17 protein-coding genes are annotated in these 16,436 nt (G+C 68.2%); 6 read left to right on the top strand and 11 right to left on the bottom strand.

What is annotated here, in order from left to right; genetic code table 11:
• Nucleotides 1-6: 6 nt before the first annotated feature.
• Complete coding sequence (locus C5O27_RS11180; protein ID WP_006359410.1) at nucleotides 7-963, bottom strand: electron transfer flavoprotein subunit alpha/FixB family protein; 957 nt, start codon at nucleotides 961-963, stop codon at nucleotides 7-9.
• A 52-nt stretch (nucleotides 964-1,015) separates the two neighbouring features.
• A complete protein-coding gene (locus C5O27_RS11175; RefSeq protein ID WP_035751234.1) occupies nucleotides 1,016-1,801 on the bottom strand; it encodes an electron transfer flavoprotein subunit beta/FixA family protein in 786 nt (261 codons plus the stop codon).
• Between the two features lie 231 nt (nucleotides 1,802-2,032).
• Between C5O27_RS11175 and C5O27_RS11170 the strand changes: the two genes are divergently transcribed.
• Genes C5O27_RS11170 through C5O27_RS11160 form a run of 3 tightly spaced genes read left to right on the top strand, consistent with a single transcriptional unit; the run spans nucleotide 2,033 to nucleotide 5,694 of the window.
• A complete protein-coding gene (locus C5O27_RS11170) occupies nucleotides 2,033-2,851 on the top strand; it encodes a class I SAM-dependent methyltransferase (RefSeq protein ID WP_035751233.1) in 819 nt (272 codons plus the stop codon).
• 3 nt (nucleotides 2,852-2,854) lie between these two features.
• A complete protein-coding gene (locus C5O27_RS11165; protein WP_127962727.1) occupies nucleotides 2,855-4,408 on the top strand; it encodes a 1,4-alpha-glucan branching protein domain-containing protein in 1,554 nt (517 codons plus the stop codon).
• Nucleotides 4,405-5,694, top strand: a complete 1,290-nt coding sequence (locus C5O27_RS11160; protein WP_127962726.1) for a glycosyltransferase family 4 protein — start codon at nucleotides 4,405-4,407, stop codon at nucleotides 5,692-5,694. The genes C5O27_RS11165 and C5O27_RS11160 overlap by 4 nt, the downstream gene beginning before the upstream one ends.
• Before the next feature lie 4 nt (nucleotides 5,695-5,698).
• Here the strand turns inward: C5O27_RS11160 and C5O27_RS11155 are convergent, their stop codons facing one another.
• The gene (locus C5O27_RS11155; RefSeq protein ID WP_127962725.1) at nucleotides 5,699-6,460 is read right to left on the bottom strand and encodes an acyltransferase; all 762 of its coding nucleotides are present in this window, start codon (nucleotides 6,458-6,460) and stop codon (nucleotides 5,699-5,701) included.
• Between the two features lie 91 nt (nucleotides 6,461-6,551).
• Here C5O27_RS11155 and C5O27_RS11150 point away from each other — a divergent pair, with 91 nt between their 5' ends.
• On the top strand, nucleotides 6,552-7,889 hold the full coding sequence (locus C5O27_RS11150) for an outer membrane protein assembly factor BamB family protein (protein ID WP_127962724.1): 1,338 nt from the start codon (nucleotides 6,552-6,554) through the stop codon (nucleotides 7,887-7,889).
• A gap of 74 nt (nucleotides 7,890-7,963) precedes the next feature.
• Here the strand turns inward: C5O27_RS11150 and C5O27_RS11145 are convergent, their stop codons facing one another.
• The 5 genes from C5O27_RS11145 to C5O27_RS11125 all read right to left on the bottom strand — a co-directional run bounded on the left by C5O27_RS11145 (nucleotide 7,964) and on the right by C5O27_RS11125 (nucleotide 12,110).
• On the bottom strand, nucleotides 7,964-8,596 hold the full coding sequence (locus C5O27_RS11145) for a DUF3887 domain-containing protein (RefSeq protein WP_127962723.1): 633 nt from the start codon (nucleotides 8,594-8,596) through the stop codon (nucleotides 7,964-7,966).
• 59 nt (nucleotides 8,597-8,655) lie between these two features.
• A complete protein-coding gene (locus tag C5O27_RS11140; protein WP_127962722.1) occupies nucleotides 8,656-9,855 on the bottom strand; it encodes a class I SAM-dependent methyltransferase in 1,200 nt (399 codons plus the stop codon).
• Nucleotides 9,856-9,916: 61 nt separating this feature from the next.
• On the bottom strand, nucleotides 9,917-10,174 hold the full coding sequence (locus C5O27_RS11135) for a hypothetical protein (RefSeq protein WP_006359419.1): 258 nt from the start codon (nucleotides 10,172-10,174) through the stop codon (nucleotides 9,917-9,919).
• A 111-nt stretch (nucleotides 10,175-10,285) separates the two neighbouring features.
• Nucleotides 10,286-11,266, bottom strand: coding sequence for a class I SAM-dependent methyltransferase (locus C5O27_RS11130; protein WP_127962721.1), 981 nt, complete (start codon nucleotides 11,264-11,266; stop codon nucleotides 10,286-10,288).
• 55 nt (nucleotides 11,267-11,321) lie between these two features.
• The gene (locus C5O27_RS11125) at nucleotides 11,322-12,110 is read right to left on the bottom strand and encodes an enoyl-CoA hydratase-related protein (RefSeq protein WP_075863829.1); all 789 of its coding nucleotides are present in this window, start codon (nucleotides 12,108-12,110) and stop codon (nucleotides 11,322-11,324) included.
• A 102-nt stretch (nucleotides 12,111-12,212) separates the two neighbouring features.
• Between C5O27_RS11125 and ligD the strand changes: the two genes are divergently transcribed.
• A complete protein-coding gene (gene ligD / locus C5O27_RS11120; protein WP_127962720.1) occupies nucleotides 12,213-13,193 on the top strand; it encodes a non-homologous end-joining DNA ligase in 981 nt (326 codons plus the stop codon).
• Nucleotides 13,194-13,197: 4 nt separating this feature from the next.
• Here the strand turns inward: ligD and C5O27_RS11115 are convergent, their stop codons facing one another.
• Together C5O27_RS11115 and C5O27_RS11110 are read right to left on the bottom strand one after the other, a co-directional pair.
• Nucleotides 13,198-14,022 (bottom strand): NUDIX hydrolase, encoded by an 825-nt coding sequence (locus C5O27_RS11115; protein ID WP_042377934.1) that lies wholly within the window; start codon nucleotides 14,020-14,022, stop codon nucleotides 13,198-13,200.
• Nucleotides 14,022-14,855, bottom strand: coding sequence for an ABC transporter ATP-binding protein (locus tag C5O27_RS11110; RefSeq protein ID WP_006359424.1), 834 nt, complete (start codon nucleotides 14,853-14,855; stop codon nucleotides 14,022-14,024). The genes C5O27_RS11115 and C5O27_RS11110 overlap by 1 nt, the downstream gene beginning before the upstream one ends.
• A gap of 96 nt (nucleotides 14,856-14,951) precedes the next feature.
• Here C5O27_RS11110 and C5O27_RS11105 point away from each other — a divergent pair, with 96 nt between their 5' ends.
• Complete coding sequence (locus C5O27_RS11105) at nucleotides 14,952-15,965, top strand: LLM class flavin-dependent oxidoreductase (RefSeq protein ID WP_006359425.1); 1,014 nt, start codon at nucleotides 14,952-14,954, stop codon at nucleotides 15,963-15,965.
• Nucleotides 15,966-15,980: 15 nt separating this feature from the next.
• Here C5O27_RS11105 and C5O27_RS11100 read toward each other — a convergent pair whose 3' ends face one another.
• The gene (locus C5O27_RS11100) at nucleotides 15,981-16,433 is read right to left on the bottom strand and encodes a cupin domain-containing protein (protein ID WP_006359426.1); all 453 of its coding nucleotides are present in this window, start codon (nucleotides 16,431-16,433) and stop codon (nucleotides 15,981-15,983) included.
• Between the last annotated feature and the right edge of the window lie 3 nt (nucleotides 16,434-16,436).

Here is a 16,436-nt window from a genome sequence, read left to right as displayed (position 1 = left end):
ACCGGATCACTTGCGCTTCTTGACCTCTTCGGTCAGCTGCGGGGCGACGTTGAACAGGTCGCCCACGATGCCGTAGTCGGCGATCTCGAAGATCGGCGCCTCTTCGTCCTTGTTGACGGCGACGATGGTCTTCGAGGTCTGCATGCCGGCGCGGTGCTGGATGGCGCCCGAGATGCCCAGGGCGACATAGAGCTGCGGCGACACGGTCTTACCGGTCTGACCGACCTGGAACTGACCCGGGTAGTAGCCGGAGTCGACGGCGGCGCGCGAGGCGCCGACGGCGGCACCGAGCGCGTCGGCGAGCTCCTCGACGACCGAGAACTTCTCGGCGCTACCGACACCGCGACCACCGGAGACGACGATCGACGCCTCGGTGAGCTCGGGACGGTCGCCACCGATGTTCGGCTCGACCTTGGTGATCTTGACGGCGTTCTCGGCAGCTGCCGGGACCTCGACGTCGACACGCTCGCCGGCACCGGCCTGCGGAGCGGCCTCGACGCCACCGGGGCGGATCGAGATCACCGGGGTGTCGCCCTTGGCCTGCGCCTCGACGGTGAACGCGCCACCGAAGATCGAGTGGATGCCCACGCCGCCTTCCTTGACGTCGACGACGTCGGCGAGCACACCCGAGCCGAGACGCACGGCGAGACGACCGGCGATCTCCTTGCCGTCGGCGGTGGCCGCGACCAGGACCGCTGCCGGAGCGGCGCTCTCGGCGATCGAGGACAGCACATCGACCTGCGGGTTGATCAGGTAGCCGGCCGCGTCGTCGGACTCGGCGACGTAGACCTTCTCGGCGCCGGCTTCCTTGAGGCCGTCGATGATCGCGTCGGCGGTGCCGGGCTTGCCGACGACGACAGCCGACGGGGTACCGAGAGCGCGGGCGGCGGTGATGAGCTCGCTGGTGACCTTCTTCAGGGCGCCTTCGGCGTCCTGCTCCACGAGCACGAGTACTTCTGCCATGTTGGTTTTCTCCTGAATGTCTGGGGTTCGCCGGATGGACTGGTGGGGAAGATCAGATGATCTTCTGGCCGACCAGGTACTCGGCGACCTTCGTGCCGCCGTCGCCTTCGTCGGTGACGCGCTCGCCCGCGGTCTTCGGCGGCTTCGGGGTGGAGGAGTTCACGACGCTGCCGGCGTTCTCCAGGCCCACGTCGGTCGGCTCGACGTCGATCTCGGCCAGCGAGACGACGGTGACTTCCTTCTTCTTCGCGGCCATGATGCCCTTGAAGGACGGGAAGCGGGGCTCGTTGATCTTCTCGTTGACCGAGACGATCGCCGGGAGCTGTGCCTCGACGTGGAAGATGCCCTCGTCGGTCTCGCGCTCGCCCTTGAGGGTCTCGCCCTCGAGGGTCAGCTTGCGCAGGTGGGTCAGGTGCGGGAGCTCGAGGTACTCGGCGATCATGGCCGGGATCGCGCCGACGCGGCCGTCGGTGGCCTCGTTGCCGGCGATGACGAGTTCGACGCCCTCGACGGTGCCCAGTGCGCGGGCCAGGACGTAGGCGGTCTGGACCGCGTCCGAGCCGTGGAGCTGGTCGTCCTTGATGTGGATCGCCTTGTCGGCGCCCATCGACAGGGCCTTGCGGATGGCGTCGGTGGCGCGGTCGGGACCCGCAGTCAGGATGGTGACCTCACCGCCGTCGGCTTCCTTGATCTTCAGCGCTTCCTCGACGGCGCGCTCGTTGATCTCGTCCAGAACCGCGTCAGCTGCCTCGCGGTCCAAGGTGTAGTCGTCGTCGGACAACTTGCGCTCGGACCACGTGTCGGGAACCTGCTTGATCAGTACGACAATGTTTGTCATTGGTCTACGTCGACCTCCTGCGTCGGGTTCGGCAACTTACCGGCGGGTAAGGCCATGGGTCTCCACCACTTTAGCGTCTCCTATGTTCTCACTAAACATTGACTACCTCACACTTTGGACCGGCGTCGTACCTGGACAGGGAACCCTGCAGCGATCACGCACGATCGCTCGGTCGGTCGCGGCGCCGGGACGAACCGGGAGGCCGCGACCCCATGCCCTACGCTCTTGCAGATGACTGACGCAGACCTCGGTTCTCCGCCGACGGCCGGGATGACCGGTCTGGAGTCCCTCGACGCCGACCAACAGCTGGCGCTGACCGGTGAACGGACGGTTCCGGGCATCCCCGCGGAGAACTACTGGTTCCGCCGCCACGAGATCGCCTACCGCCATATCCTCGACCGCTGCCGGGGACGCGAGATCCTGGAAGCCGGATCCGGCGAGGGCTACGGGGCCGCGATGATCGCCGACGCCGGGGCGTCGTCGGTGGTCTGCGTCGATTACGACACCTCGGCGGTCGAACACACCCGTCGCCGCTACCCCGGGCTCGTCGTGCACCAGGGCAATCTGATCGATCTTCCGCTGGCCGACGCCTCGGTGGATCTCGTGGTGAACTTCCAGGTGATCGAACACCTCTGGGACCAGGCCGCATTCATCGCCGAATGCCGACGCGTGCTGCGTCCGGGCGGCGAGCTGCTGATCTCGACGCCCAACCGGATCACCTTCTCCCCCGGCCGCGACACCCCTCTCAACCCGTTCCACACCCGTGAGCTGAACGCCGCCGAACTCACCGCACTGATCGTCGAGGGCGGGTTCGCCCTCGACGCGATGCTCGGCGTGCACCACGGACCGCGGCTGACCGCGCTCGACGAGAAGTGGGGCGGATCGCTGATCGACGCCCAGATCGAGCGTGCCCTCGCCGGCGAACCGTGGCCGGCCGACCTGGTCGACGACGTCGCCGGGGTGGCCGCCGAGGACTTCGCCGTGCTCGACGCGCGCGACTCCGACATCGATGCCTCGCTCGACCTGTTCGCGGTGGCGACCCGGGCCTGAGCAATGACCATCAGCACCCCCGAGGTTCCGGGACAGTTCACCTTCGTCCTGCACTCCCACCTGCCCTGGCTGGCAAATCACGGTCGCTGGCCGGTCGGTGAGGAATGGCTCTACCAGTCGTGGGCGTCGTCGTACATCCCACTGCTCGACGTCCTCGAGCGCCTCGCCGACGACGGTCTCACCGACCAGTTGACCCTCGGGATCACCCCGGTCCTGGCCGCGCAGCTCGACGACCCTCACTGTGCGTCGTCGATGTACGAATGGCTGGCCGACTGGCAGCTGCGGGCGACCGAGGCCGCGACGTCGAACGATGCCGACCGCGCCGACGCCGGTCGCCGTGAGTACCTCGAAGCCCAGCGAGCGCTGGAGACCTTCGAGACGAAGTGGCGACACGGCGCCTCGCCGCTGATTCGTCGCGTCGCCTCGAGCGGGGTCGCCGAGATCCTCGGCGGACCGCTCGCGCATCCGTTCGCTCCGCTGCTCGATCCACGCCTGCGGACGTTCTTCCTCCGTGAGGGTCTCCACGACGCGCACGCGCGCTGGGGTTTCGACCCCGCAGGCATCTGGGCGCCCGAATGCGCCTTCGCGCCGGGCATGGAGGCCGAGTACGCCCGCGCCGGAGTCGGGCACTTCATGGTCGACGGCCCGACCCTCCACGGCGACACCGCACTCGGCCGCCCGGTCGGCGACAGCGGTGTCATCGCCTATGGACGCGACCTCACGGTGAGTTACCGCGTGTGGTCGCCGAAGTCGGGCTATCCCGGCCACGCCGCCTACCGCGACTTCCACACCTACGACCACGAATCGGGACTCAAGCGGTTCCGCGTCACGGGTCGCTCGGTGCCGGGCGACGAGAAGAAGCCCTACGACCCGGCACACGTCGACGCAGTGATCGACCGACACGTCGAGGATTTCGTCGGGCATGTCCGCGAGCGCCTCATCGAAGAGTCGACGCGCATCGGCCGCGACGCCCTGGTGGTCGCGGCCTTCGACACCGAGCTCTTCGGGCATTGGTGGCATGAGGGTCCGATCTGGCTCGAACGCGTCCTTCGTCGCCTGCCCGAGGTCGGGGTGAAGGTCGGAACCCTCGCCGGCGCAACGCGATCCGGACTCGTCGGCGAGCCGGTCGATCTCCCCGCGTCATCGTGGGGGTCGGGTAAGGACTGGCGCGTGTGGAACGGTCCACAGGTGCAGCATCTCGTCACCCTCAACGAGGAGGTGACCGAGACCGCCCTCGACGCCGTGGCCAAACTCCTCGCCGGTGGCGGAGAGCGCAGCCGTGTCGCCGATCAGATCATCCGGGAGACGCTGCTCACGGTGTCCTCCGACTGGCCTTTCATGGTGTCGAAGGACACTGCCGCGCAGTACGCTGTCTCCCGTGCGCACACGCACGCGCACGCCACGCGAGAGATCAGCGACGCCGCGCTCCGTGGTCGCGACGACGCGGCGGCGACGCTCGTGCAGAACTGGGCGCGGGCCGACAATCTCTTCCCCGCACTCGACGCGCGCCGTCTGCACGCGATCCTGACCGCGGATGCCGAGGGGAGCATCGGATGAAAGTGTTGTTCGTGTCGTGGGAGTACCCACCCGTCGTCGTCGGCGGACTGGGTCGGCATGTGCATCACCTCGCCACGGAGATGGCCGCCGCCGGACACGATGTGGCGGTCCTGACCCGACGCCCGTCCGGCACCGACGCACTCACGCATCCGACGACCGACACAGTCGTCGACGGCGTGCGCGTGATCGCGGTCGCCGAGGACCCGCCGGAGTTCGAGTTCGGTCAGGACATGATGGCCTGGACTCTCGCCATGGGACACTCGTTCATCCGTGCCGGGCTCAGGATCCTGGCCGGCGAACGGGCTTTCGCCGATTCCACCGCACGATGGATCCCCGAGGTCGTGCACGCGCATGACTGGCTGGTCGCCCACCCGGCGATCGCGCTGGCCGAATTCTTCGACGTGCCACTGGTTTCCACCATCCACGCCACCGAAGCCGGTCGGCACAGCGGCTGGGTCAGCGGCCGCACCAATCGGCAGGTGCACTCGGTCGAATGGTGGCTCGTCGCCGAATCCGACGCTCTCATCACCTGTTCGGCATCCATGCGCGACGAGGTGAACCGGCTCTTCGGTTACGACGCCGCCGACATCGCGGTGATCCACAACGGAATCGACATCCGCACATGGCCGTTCGCGGCCCGCACGCGGACCGTCGGCCCGGCGGAACTGTTGTTCGCCGGTCGCCTCGAGTACGAGAAGGGTGTGCAGGACCTGCTGGCCGCACTCCCCCGTATCCGTCGGAGCCACCCGGGTACCACTCTCACCATCGCCGGTGACGGCACCCAGCGGGAGTGGCTGATGGAGCAGGCCCGCAAGCATCGTGTGAGCAAGGCGGTGCGGTTCATCGGCGCCGTCGACCACGACCAGCTGGTGACCCTCATGCACCGCTGCGACGCGATCGTCTTGCCGAGCCGCTACGAGCCGTTCGGCATCGTCGCCCTCGAGGCGGCGGCCACCGGCATCCCGCTGATCGTCTCGACCGCCGGCGGCCTGGGCGAGGCCGTGCAGGAACCCGACACCGGCCTCACCTTCGAACCGGCCGACGTCGCCGGGCTCGCCGCTGCGGTACGGGCGACGCTCTCGGACCCCGGCGCCGCAGCGCAACGGGCTGTCCGCGCACGGGCCCGACTGACCGCCGAGTTCTCCTGGGCCGAGGTGGCCGAACGCACCGCGTCGGTGCACCTGGCCGCCAAGCGCCGGGTGCGCCATCCGGTCGGACGACCGGACATTCCGATGCGTCCGTTGCCCGAACGCGACCCGGCGAAGCCCGACCACCCCGTTCCCTGAGCGCCTACCGCCCTTCCGCCGCGGCCTTTTCCGCCGCCGCTTTCTTGCGTTCGATGTCGGCGAGGGCGCGTTCGAGTTCGGCGCGCTGCTCGGCGTTCTCGGCCCAGTCGTCCATGCGGTTCTTGACCACGCGAGCCGGCGCCCCGACCGCGACCGAGTAGTCCGGGATCATCCCCTTGACCACCGCGTGCGAGCCGAGGACACAGCCTCGGCCGACGATGGTGTTGCGCAGCACCGACACCTTGGCCGCGACCCACGTGTCCGGGCCGATGCGGACCGGGCCCTTCACGATGCCCTGATCCTTGATGGGCAGCGTGATGTCGTCCATCTTGTGGTCGAAGTCGCAGATATAGCACCAATCGGCGACGAGGGTGGATCCACCGATCTCGAGGTCGAGGTAGGCGTTCACCACGTTGTTGCAGCCGAAGACGGTCTTGTCGCCGATCTTCAGGCTGCCCTCGTGGCAGCGGATCGAGTTGCCGTCGCCGATGTGGACCCAGCGGCCGATCTCCATCCGGGCGAGCTCCGGGGTGCAGTGGATCTCCACGTTGCGGCCGAGGAACACCATGCCGCGCAGCACAACGTGCGGGTTGGCCAGACGGAACTTCGCGAGACGGTAGTAACGGACCAGGTACCACGGGGTGTACGCGCGGTTGCGTTGCACCCAGCGCAGCGAATCGAGAGTGAGGAATCGCGCCTGCTCGGGGTCGCGGCGACGGCCGGCGCGGCGTCGGGACCGGTAGGAGGCGTTCCACATGGTGGTCATGGGACAAACCCTAAACGACCCGAAAATCGCGCACGATAGGCTCACTGCTGGCACGACGCGTGCCGGTGAGGACCGACGATGAGGAGCGCCGATGGCCTTGGCACGACCGCAGGTGTCCCGACACCGCCGATCTGCGCTGACCCGCCTGTTCGTCGCCGTCACGGCCGTGAGCTCGCTGGTGCTCGCCGGCTGCTCCGACGGTCACATCGACGTACGCTCGATCCCGAGCGTCGGCTGGCCCAGCTACGGCGGCGTGCCCGGCAACGCGAACTTCGCCTACGCCGACGTCCCCGATGATCTGACCCTCAGCTGGACCCGACCCACCGGCGGTCCGGTCACGGCGCCGGTCACGATCTCCGGCAAGGGCAATGTGGGGGTCACGTCGAATGCCACCCAGGGTTGCAACGTCCTGGTGCTCGACGGCCGGTCGGGACGCAAGAACTTCTGCAAGGACATGCGTGCCGGGGTCGAGGTCAACGCGATGCTCGTCGACCAGTACGACCAGCCGTACCTCGGCGAGGAGGCCACCTTCCTCGCGTTCAACGCCGGTGGTGCGATCCGCTGGCGCGCCGGCGTGATCGGTGTCCCGCTGTCGGCGAAGTTCGCTGCGCCGAACGAGGTGCTGGTGACGACGACGCAGGGCCAGATCCTCTTGATCGACACCCAGCGCAACGAGCTCGTCGCCCCCGAGGTGAAGCTGCGCGACGACGCCGATCCGGAGGAGCCGCTCCTCGGCTTCGGCGACTGTGTGCGCAACGGACCGCAGTGCGCGATCCCGGCACCCGCGGCGGTCGACACCGACCGGGAACGCTTCTACCTCAACTTCTTCCCGCACGGCGCGGCGTCGTCGCAGATCCGGGCGATGAAGTACAACAAGGTCGCCGGCAAGCGCGAGGTGCGAACCGCGTGGCAGACCGACGTCCCGAGCGGCGTCATCGGTACGCCGACCCTGTCCGCCGACGGTGCGACGCTCTACGCCTTCTCGCGCGACGGCAAGATCGTCGCCCTGAACACCGAGAACGGGTCGACCAAGTGGACCCAGGACATCGGCGGCCACGGCTTCGCGACGATGACCGTGTCGCCCGACGGCCTGATCATCCCCACCGGTTCGCTCGGTGCCCCGCTCACGCTGTACCGAGACGCGGGTGACCGCGCCGAAAAGGTGTGGCAGCGCACCGATCTCGCCACGGTGAGCCTGTCTGCGTTGACCCAGCAGAAGACCGCCTGGACGGTCGTCCGCGACGCCGGCAAGGACACGCTGTCGCTGGTGGAGGTCTCCACCGACGACGGGGCGACGAAACGCACCCTGCCACTGCCGAATTCGTCGGGTTTCGCGACCGGCGTCTCGGTCTCCTACTGGGGCCAGATCGCGACCGCGACCAACCTCGGCGAGGTGTACTTCTTCGACAGCAAGGCCAACCTGGGATGACGCGCCCGAACCAGAATGCGGGCTGAGTGCCGGAAACCGGCACTCAGCCCGCATTCGTGTTTGTGCGTGGTCGCTCAGAGCTCCTGGCTCGCTGCGTCGGGATTGAGGAAGAACAATCCCGCGATCCGACCGTCGGCGTCGAACGCCACGCGGAAAACCATCTCCCCGGCCTCCTGCTCGAGCGGCACGTCGACCACCGTGTGGAGGCCGTGACCGCGCACGAAAGGCGTTCCGGTCCTCTCGAGTTCACCGTGCAGTGCCACCACCGACGCCCAAGCGTCGGCCAGTGCGGCGTCGGACAGGGCAGCCGTCATGGTCTCGTCGAAACGTGCTGTGACGGTCGCCCACTCGGCCTCGGTGATCTTCTCGATGACGTCAAGGGCCATGGCGTCGGCGTGGGCAATCGTGACTTTCTGCATGGGTGCTCCTGTTCTGGGATCGATGGGTTTGCCGAAGCGTTGGAACGCCGCCTGACGGGTGACGCCGACGACGTCGCCGATCTCCTGCCAGGTACACCCGAACTCGCGCGCCGAACGAGCCGTGGCACTGAGCAATTCCTCTGCGCGACCGCCCAATTGGAGTGCGTCATGGACTCTGGTCAGAGCCGCTTCGCGGGCACCCGGGTCACCCGGTTCGGAACCGGGTCCGGTCGCCACGCTGCGCGCGTATCGCTCGATCTCCCGTGCTGTTTCTTCCACCTCGGACACTTGTAAAGGATAGGTTTACAAGCACCCGGGTGTCAAGCTCCGGTTTACAAGCGATCGGGTCAGAACCTGATTCCCGGCTCGCAGATGAAGGCGGTTCCCTTGCGTCCGATCCGGGTGAGCACCACCGACAGTGGCCGGGCGCCCTTGGGTTTGAGCTTCTTGCGGAGCTGATCGGGATCGACGTCGAGGCCGCGGACGAGGATCTCGAGCGGCCCGCAACCGTGCGCGGCCAGGGCCTTGCGGAGAACCTTCTCCGTCACCCCCACCTGCTCGATCACGCGGAACCCACGTGCTCCCGCAGGCACCGAATCGCCGGTCAGGTAGGCGATCTGGGGATCGAGCTGCCACAGGCCGAAACGGTGGGCGTAGTGCTTGACGAGACCGGCACGCACGACGGCACCGTCCGGGTCGACGATCCACTCCCCCGCCTCGCCTGCCGGCACGTCGTCGTCCTCGTGATCGGTGATCTCGAACTGCGACACCGTCCCGTCGGGCCGCGTACGCAGAACCGTTGCCCGGCGCCGGGCCTCGATCCCCGGCCCCGACCACAGGCACGCTTCCCGGACACCGCCGTCGAGCGAGGTCACCTGGACCTCGCCGTCGAATCCGAACCGATTGCGCAGCAACTGATGATCCAGTCCGGGAGCACATTTCACGATCAGTACGCGGCCCGCATAGGTGGCGAGCAGTTCCAGCAGCGGTGGGGTCAGTTGGTCGAGGCGGAAGATCCGGCCGGCGTCGGACCGTCGCGCGGGGTCGGCGAGGAGTACGTCCGCAGTCGAGGTCGGGGTGAGCGCGTCGGCGACGAGGAGCGTCGCGTCGGGTACGTTGTGGCGCGCCATCGCGAGCCGGACGCGGTCGAGGTCGCTGCCGATCACTCTGGTGATCCCGTTGACGCGCACCAGTTCTCGTAGCTCCGCACCGATCGAGCAGGTCATGTCGTGGACCACCGACGCCGGAAACCGGGCGGCGATCTCGACGGCGCGGTGCGCGGCGACGACCGAGGCGGTCGCCTGCTGCACGCCGTCGTCGGTGAGCAACAACTCGGCCGGGTCCCGCAGTTTCGACGCGGCTCGTCGACGGTTCCGGACGGTCTCGATCAGCGCGGCATCATGCGGTGCATACCGGCTGCGGACCTCGGTGATGTCGGACAGCATCGACGCCGGGGTGAGGGCCAGAGCCGACACCGTCTCCAGGGCCTTCTCACCATGCCGCGACCGCAGGAAGGCGACGTCGTCGAGACTGAAGGAGTAGCTCATGATCCTTGCAGGCTACCGTCGTGGCCCGCGTCTCCCCGGGCCGCCCGCCGCGTCGCAGAGCCTACTGACGCAGCTCCACGAGGGATGTGACGATCGTGGTCCGATCGCCGGTCGCCAGCGACTCGTCGTCCGGGTCCTGATCGGCCAGCACCACGTGTCTGGCGTTGGCGACGTTCAGCAGATGCACCGTGCCCTCGACGTCGAGAGCGATCGGTTCACGCTTCGCGATGACCTCGTGGAGGAACTGCCTCACCTCCGGTACCGGATCACTGAAGAGCAGACGGATCTCGAACTCATCGGACGTCAGCAGGGTGGCCATAGCCCATGGTTGCACGCAGGAAGCGGCCTCGGTCCCGAAAACGACGATCGGGCCGCCGCAGAGGCGACGACCCGATCGGTAGAGAGAATGCGCGCTATAACCCTGCGCTTTCTACGAATCGCCGGGCTTGGTGCCGGTGACCACCACGTTGTAGAAGAACTTCTGCGGCACGACCTTGCGCAGGACGTTCTCGTCGAGCCAGGTCAGGCGCTTCCAGCCGCCGAACGCGAACCGCGCCCAGCCCCAGCCGAGCTTCTCCGGCGGCACCGCGGCCTCGAAGGTGCGGACCGGCCAGCCGAGCATGGCGGCGGCCAGTTCCTCGGTGGCGGTGGCGACCTTGGCGGCTCCGGCGGAACGGGCGATGCCGGCCAGCTCGTCGGGATCGAAGGTGTGGATGTCGACGACGGCCTCTAGAGCCGCGGCGCGCGAGGACTCGTCGAGCTCCTCCTGCGGACGCCGCCAGCTCTGCAGCGGCCCGAACTTGGTCACGTTGGTGGTGACGGCCCACGTCGCGCGGCTCATCCAGCGCGCGTAGAAGTCGCCGATGGTCGACGGCTCGCCGGCGAAGATGAAACGACCGCCAGGCTTGAGCACGCGCAGCACCTCGCGCAGCGCCTGCTCGACGTCGGGGATGTGGTGCAGCACAGCGTGTCCGACGACGAGGTCGAAGGTGTTGTCGTCGTACGGGATCTTCTCCGCGTCGGCAACCCGGCCGTCGACGTCGAGTCCCAGGTTCTCGGCGTTGCGCAGTGCGACCTTCACCATGCCCGGCGACAGGTCGGTGACCGAACCCTTGTCGGCGACACCCGACTGCATGAGGTTCAGCAGGAAGAAGCCAGTGCCGCAACCGAGTTCCATCGCGCGCCCGTACGGCAGCGGCTCGTCGATCTCGATGGCGTCGAAACGTCCACGCGCGTAATCGATGCAGCGTTCGTCGAAGCTGATCGACCACTTCTCGTCGTAGGTCTCGGCCTCCCAGTCGTGGTAGAGCACCTGGGCGAGCTTGGTGTCCTTCAGAGCGGCCTGCACCTGTTCCTCGGTGGCATGCGGATTCGGCGCCGGATCGATACCCGGAGTGGCGTCGGTGGTCATGATCGCTTCCTTGTCGCGTGGGTCGGTCAGTCGTGATGTTGGTGGGGCCGCGCCGTCAGCGACCGGTGAACTCCGCCTTGCCGGGACCGTTCTCCACGAACGACTTCATACCGATGGCACGGTCCTCGGTGGCGAACAGCGCCGCGAAGAGCTGCTCCTCGATCTTGAGTCCGGTGTGGAGGTCGACGCCGAGCCCCTGGTCGACGGCCTTCTTGGCGGCGGCGATCGCCACTGACGCGGCATTGGTGAACTGACCCGCCCAGGCCAGTGCGGCGTTGTAGACCTCGTCGGGGGCGACGACCTCGTCGACCAGTCCGATCGCGAGTGCCTCCTCGGCGCCGACGAACCGGCCGGTGAAGATGAGGTCCTTGGCCTTGGCCGGTCCGATGAGCCGCGCCAGACGCTGCGTACCGCCACCACCGGGGATGAGTCCGAGGAGAACCTCGGGCACGCCGAGTTTCGCGTTGTCACCGGCGATCCGGCGGTCGGCTCCCAGCGCGACTTCGAGGCCGCCGCCCAGCGCGTAGCCGGTGATGGCCGCGACCGTGGGCTTCGGGATCTCGGAGATGGCGCCGAGGTCGCGCTGCAGACGACCGGCGACCTTGCTCATCTCGGCGTAGCTGAGGTCGTTCATCTCCTTGATGTCGGCGCCGGCGGCGAGGACCTTGGGTCCGCCGTAGACGACGACGGCCTTGATGTCGTCGCGGAGGGTCGCCTCCTCGGCGGCCGCGGCCAGTTCGGCCTGCACCTGGCGGCTCAACGCGTTCATCGGCGGGCGGGCCAGCAGGATGGTGCCCACGCCGGGATGGTCGTCGGACGTTTCGAGGGTCACGAACTCAGGCATCCTCGAAGGCTACCGTCTGGTAAGTCGGCGCGGTGTCGCAGCCCGGTGTCATCAGCCTGCGACAACCCACGCGTCACATCCGCGCGCCCTACAGTTGGCGACATGGCCAAAGGCGCGGGTTCCGCAGGTGAGCCGATCGAGCTGACGGTGGGTTACCGCACCGTCCGCCTGTCCAGCCCTGATCGCGTGTACTTCACCGAACGCGGCGAGACCAAGCGCGACCTCGCCGAGTACTACCTGTCGGTGGGTGACGGCATCGTGCGGGCCCTGCGCGAACGTCCCTGCATGCTGCACCGTTTCCCCAAGGGCGTCAGCGGCAACAAGGTGCACCAGAAGCGGGTCCCGGCGGGCGCACCGGACTGGCTCGAGACCACCGAGATCTACTTCCCCCGCTACGGACGCACCGCCGACGAGCTGTGCGTGACCGAGCTGGCATCGGTGATCTGGGCGGTACAGATGTCGACGGTCGAGTTCCACCCCTGGAACTCACGCCGCGCCGACCCCGAATCCCCCGACGAGTGGCGCATCGACCTCGACCCCATGCCGGACTGCACCTTCTCACGCATCCAGCGGGTGGCCCACGTCGTCGAGGAGGTTCTCGACGAGCTGGGCATGCGCGGCTTCCCGAAGACCTCGGGTGGTCGCGGTCTGCACATCTACGTGCGCATCGGCCCCGAGTGGGGGTTCCCTCAGGTCCGGCGCGCCGCGCTCGCGTTCGCCCGCGAGGTCGAGCGCCGGGCACCCAAAGACGTCACGACAACGTGGTGGCGCAAGGATCGCGACCCGGCAGCCGTGTTCGTCGACTACAACCAGAACACCCGCGACCACACCATGGCGTCGGCCTACTCGGTGCGCGGCAACCAACGCGCGACGGTGTCCACGCCGATCCGCTGGAACGAGATCGACGACATCGAACCCGACGACTTCACCATCGCCACCGTGCCCGCGCGATTCGCCGAACTCGGCGACCTGCACGCCGAGATCGACGACGTCGCCCACCGGCTCGACACGCTGCTCGACTGGGCCGATCGCGAGGACATCGCCGAGGACGAGGACGACGCCGTCGATCTCGACGAGCCGTGAGGATCTACAGCGTGATCTCCGGCGGCGTCTGATCGCCGAGCGTGCGGAAGTACTCGTCGGAGCCGGGGAACCCGAGTCCGGCGAGCCCGGCGCCCGGGGTGGTGTTCGGCAGGATGCACTCGACGGACCGCTCGGCGGCCAGCAGCTCATCGACACTCGGGAAGCCGCTGACGTAGTGCAGCTGCGCCCAGGTCGGCGGCATCAGGAAGTGCTTGCCGTCGGCCCAGGCGTCGATCGCGACGCGGGCGTTGACCCAGCGCGCCACCTCGGCCTCGGTGGTCTCGGCGTCGGCCTGCTGGCCCTCGGGCATGGCAGCGAGGAAGAACCGGGTGTCGTAGCGACGCTTCTCGTTGACCGGGGTGATCCAGTGCGCGAGCGGACTCAGCAGATCGGCACGCAGGGTGAGGCCGCGCGCGGTGAGGAACTCGGCGAAGGACAGAGACTTCTCGACGAGCTGTTGCCGGTCGTCGGCGAGGGCGCCCGGGTCGGCGAAAGAACCGTCGGCGGTGGTCGCGAGCAGAACGCCGCATTCCTCGAAGGTCTCGCGGACGGCCGCGCACACGAGCGCCTGGGCGAGCTCGTCATCGGTGTTGAACTGCTCGGCCCACCACGCCGCTTGCGGCCCGGTCCAGGCCACGTGGGCGCCGGCGTCGCGCTTGTCGACGCCGCCACCCGGGAAGACGGTCATGCCGCCGGCGAAAGCCATCTGCTTCACCCGACGCTGCAGGAACACCTCGATGCCGTCGGCGGAGTCACGGACCAGGACGACCGTCGCGGCGTCGCGGATCGGTGCGGACACGACCTCGGGTCCCTGATCGGTGGATGTCATCAGTTGCCTCCTGCTCGACGGTGACCGCCCGCGCGGCGACGGCGTCGAGCGAAGTACCGGCCGTCGACCTTGTCGAGGATGATCTGCTGCCGGAAGGCGGCCGTCAGGTTCTCACTGGTCAGCACCTCCTCGAGGAGGCCCTGCGCCACGACGCCACCCTCGGACAGGATCAGCGCGTGCGTGAACCCCTCCGGGATCTCCTCCACATGATGGGTGATCAGCACGATGGCGGGAGCGTCGGGGTCGGCGGCGAGGGTCGCGAGGCGGTCGACGAGTTCTTCGCGGCCGCCGAGGTCGAGACCGGCGGCCGGCTCGTCGAGCAGCAGGAGTTCGGGGTCGGTCATGAGGGCGCGGGAGATGATCACGCGCTTGCGCTCCCCCTCCGACAGGGTGCCGAAGGTGCGGTCGGCGAGATGCTCCGCGCCCATCGACTCCAGCGATTCGACGGCCTGGTCGCGGTCCATGTCGTCGTAGGCCTCGCGCCAGCGCCCCAGGACGGCGTAGCCGGCGGAGATGACGACGTCGCTGACGACCTCGTGGTCGGGCACGCGGTCGACGAGGGCGGGACTGGCGACGCCGATCCGCGTTGCGAGTTCGCGGATCTCGATCCGGCCGAGCTTCTCGTTCAGCACGAATGCGGTGCCCGACGTCGGGTGCAGTTCGGCACCCGCCAGTCGCAGAAGTGTCGTCTTACCGGCACCGTTGGGCCCGATGATGACCCAGCGTTCGTCCAGTTCGACCTGCCAGGACAGCGGGCCGACAAGCGTTTTGCCGCCACGGACGATCGCGACGTCGCGGAAGTCGATCAAGAGGTCGGGATCGGATTCGGTCACGACCCCTATCCTGCCTCACGCCCGTCCGTTCGACCGGTTCGGCTCAGCCGTGTCCGATACACGTCACGGGAATACACCGACCGGTTCGCCGGGTTGATGGACTACGTGACCGCTCAACACCTTCCTCTGTCCATCCTGGATCTCGCCACCGTCGGCCGCGACGAGACCGTCGCGGAAAGTCTCGCCGCCAGTGTCGATCTCGCGCAGAACGCGGAGAAGTGGGGATACAAGCGGATCTGGTACGCCGAACACCACAACATGTCGGCGATCGCGTCGTCGGCGCCTGCTGTGCTCATCGCGCACATCGCCGCCCACACCTCGACCATCCGCCTCGGTGCCGGCGGCGTCATGCTGCCCAACCACGCCCCGCTCACCATCGCCGAGCAGTTCGGCACCCTCGCCGAACTCCATCCCGGCCGCATCGACCTCGGACTCGGCCGCGCCCCGGGCAGCGACCAGCAGACCTTCCAGGCCCTGCGTCGCACCCACGCGTCGGCCGAACGGTTCCCGCACGACGTTCTCGAACTGCAGGCGTTCCTCGGCGACGAGTCCCGCATCGAAGGCGTCCGCGCCACGCCGGGCGCCGGGACCCACATACCGCTCTACATCCTGGGTTCGTCGCTCTTCGGCGCGCAGCTCGCCGCCGCCCTCGGACTCCCCTACGCCTTCGCGTCGCACTTCGCACCGCAGGCCCTGACGCAGGCAGTCGAGTTGTACCGCCGCGAGTTCCGGCCGTCGGAGGTGCTCGCCGAGCCGTACGTGATCGCCGGTGTCGGCGTGATCGCCGACGACGATCCCGACGTCGCACAGCAGCAGTTGCAGATCGCCCGTCGTCAGCGCGTCTCCCTGCTCTACGGACGCGGCCGCACATTCACCGACGAAGAAGCCGACGCGGTGCTGTCGATGCCCCAGGGCCGCCAGATCGACGAGATGCTCACCTACGCCGGTATCGGGACGCCCGATGAGGTGCGACAGTACCTGAGCTGGTTCGCCGGACATGCCGATGCCGACGAGCTGATCGTTGCGTCGCTGGCACCGAGTCGCGACGTCTGGATGAGCACTCTCGGGCATCTCGCCCCGGCGAATTCGCCGGTGGCCGTGGGCGGTTGATCCCGGAGCCGAGTCTCAGTCCTCGAGCCGGAAGTCCGCGAAGTCGAAGCCGGGCACGACGACGCAGCTGACCAGTGCCGCCTCGTCGCCGACGGGGCGCGCACGCTGCCACATGCCGGGCGGCACCAGCGCCTGCGGCTGATTCCCGGCCTCGATGTCGGGCCCGACGATGATCGGGGTCGGATCGCCGGGGGCATCGCCGTCGCCGCCCAGATCGAGCTGCACCGGCGCCCCGCGATGGTGCAGCCAGAGCTCTGAGCCGCGCACGGTGTGCCACGCGGACTGTTGGCCGGGCGTCAGGACGAAGTAGATCGCGGTGCCGGCGGCCCGGTCACCGGTGTAGCCGGCCGGGAGCACCGCGTTCGGCAGCCCGATCCCGCTGCGCCAGGTCTCGCGAAACCAGCCACCCTCCGGGTGCGGTTGCAGGTCAAGGCTTTTCGCCCAGTCCGGTAGTTCGGTGGCGCTCATCTG

The organism is Gordonia alkanivorans (assembly GCF_004011905.1).
GTDB classification, from domain to species: Bacteria; Actinomycetota; Actinomycetes; order Mycobacteriales; family Mycobacteriaceae; genus Gordonia; species Gordonia alkanivorans.
The sequence above is the reverse complement of the archived record's forward strand: the minus strand, read 5'-3'. Positions and strand labels throughout refer to the sequence as shown.

Bases quoted from the DNA above. Each gene is read 5' to 3' on its own strand.
- C5O27_RS11125 (WP_075863829.1), bottom strand. From the start codon at position 12,110: ATGCCTGAGTTCGTGACCCTCGAAACGTCCGACGACCATCCCGGCGTG.
- C5O27_RS11165 (WP_127962727.1), top strand. From the start codon at position 2,855: ATGACCATCAGCACCCCCGAGGTTCCGGGACAGTTCACCTTCGTCCTG.
- C5O27_RS11150 (WP_127962724.1), top strand. From the start codon at position 6,552: ATGGCCTTGGCACGACCGCAGGTGTCCCGACACCGCCGATCTGCGCTG.
- C5O27_RS11155 (WP_127962725.1), bottom strand. From the start codon at position 6,460: ATGACCACCATGTGGAACGCCTCCTACCGGTCCCGACGCCGCGCCGGC.
- C5O27_RS11100 (WP_006359426.1), bottom strand. From the start codon at position 16,433: ATGAGCGCCACCGAACTACCGGACTGGGCGAAAAGCCTTGACCTGCAA.
- ligD (WP_127962720.1), top strand. From the start codon at position 12,213: ATGGCCAAAGGCGCGGGTTCCGCAGGTGAGCCGATCGAGCTGACGGTG.
- C5O27_RS11160 (WP_127962726.1), top strand. From the start codon at position 4,405: ATGAAAGTGTTGTTCGTGTCGTGGGAGTACCCACCCGTCGTCGTCGGC.
- C5O27_RS11170 (WP_035751233.1), top strand. From the start codon at position 2,033: ATGACTGACGCAGACCTCGGTTCTCCGCCGACGGCCGGGATGACCGGT.
- C5O27_RS11180 (WP_006359410.1), bottom strand. From the start codon at position 963: ATGGCAGAAGTACTCGTGCTCGTGGAGCAGGACGCCGAAGGCGCCCTG.
- C5O27_RS11175 (WP_035751234.1), bottom strand. From the start codon at position 1,801: ATGACAAACATTGTCGTACTGATCAAGCAGGTTCCCGACACGTGGTCC.
- C5O27_RS11105 (WP_006359425.1), top strand. From the start codon at position 14,952: ATGGACTACGTGACCGCTCAACACCTTCCTCTGTCCATCCTGGATCTC.
- C5O27_RS11130 (WP_127962721.1), bottom strand. From the start codon at position 11,266: ATGACCACCGACGCCACTCCGGGTATCGATCCGGCGCCGAATCCGCAT.
- C5O27_RS11140 (WP_127962722.1), bottom strand. From the start codon at position 9,855: ATGAGCTACTCCTTCAGTCTCGACGACGTCGCCTTCCTGCGGTCGCGG.
- C5O27_RS11115 (WP_042377934.1), bottom strand. From the start codon at position 14,022: ATGACATCCACCGATCAGGGACCCGAGGTCGTGTCCGCACCGATCCGC.
- C5O27_RS11135 (WP_006359419.1), bottom strand. From the start codon at position 10,174: ATGGCCACCCTGCTGACGTCCGATGAGTTCGAGATCCGTCTGCTCTTC.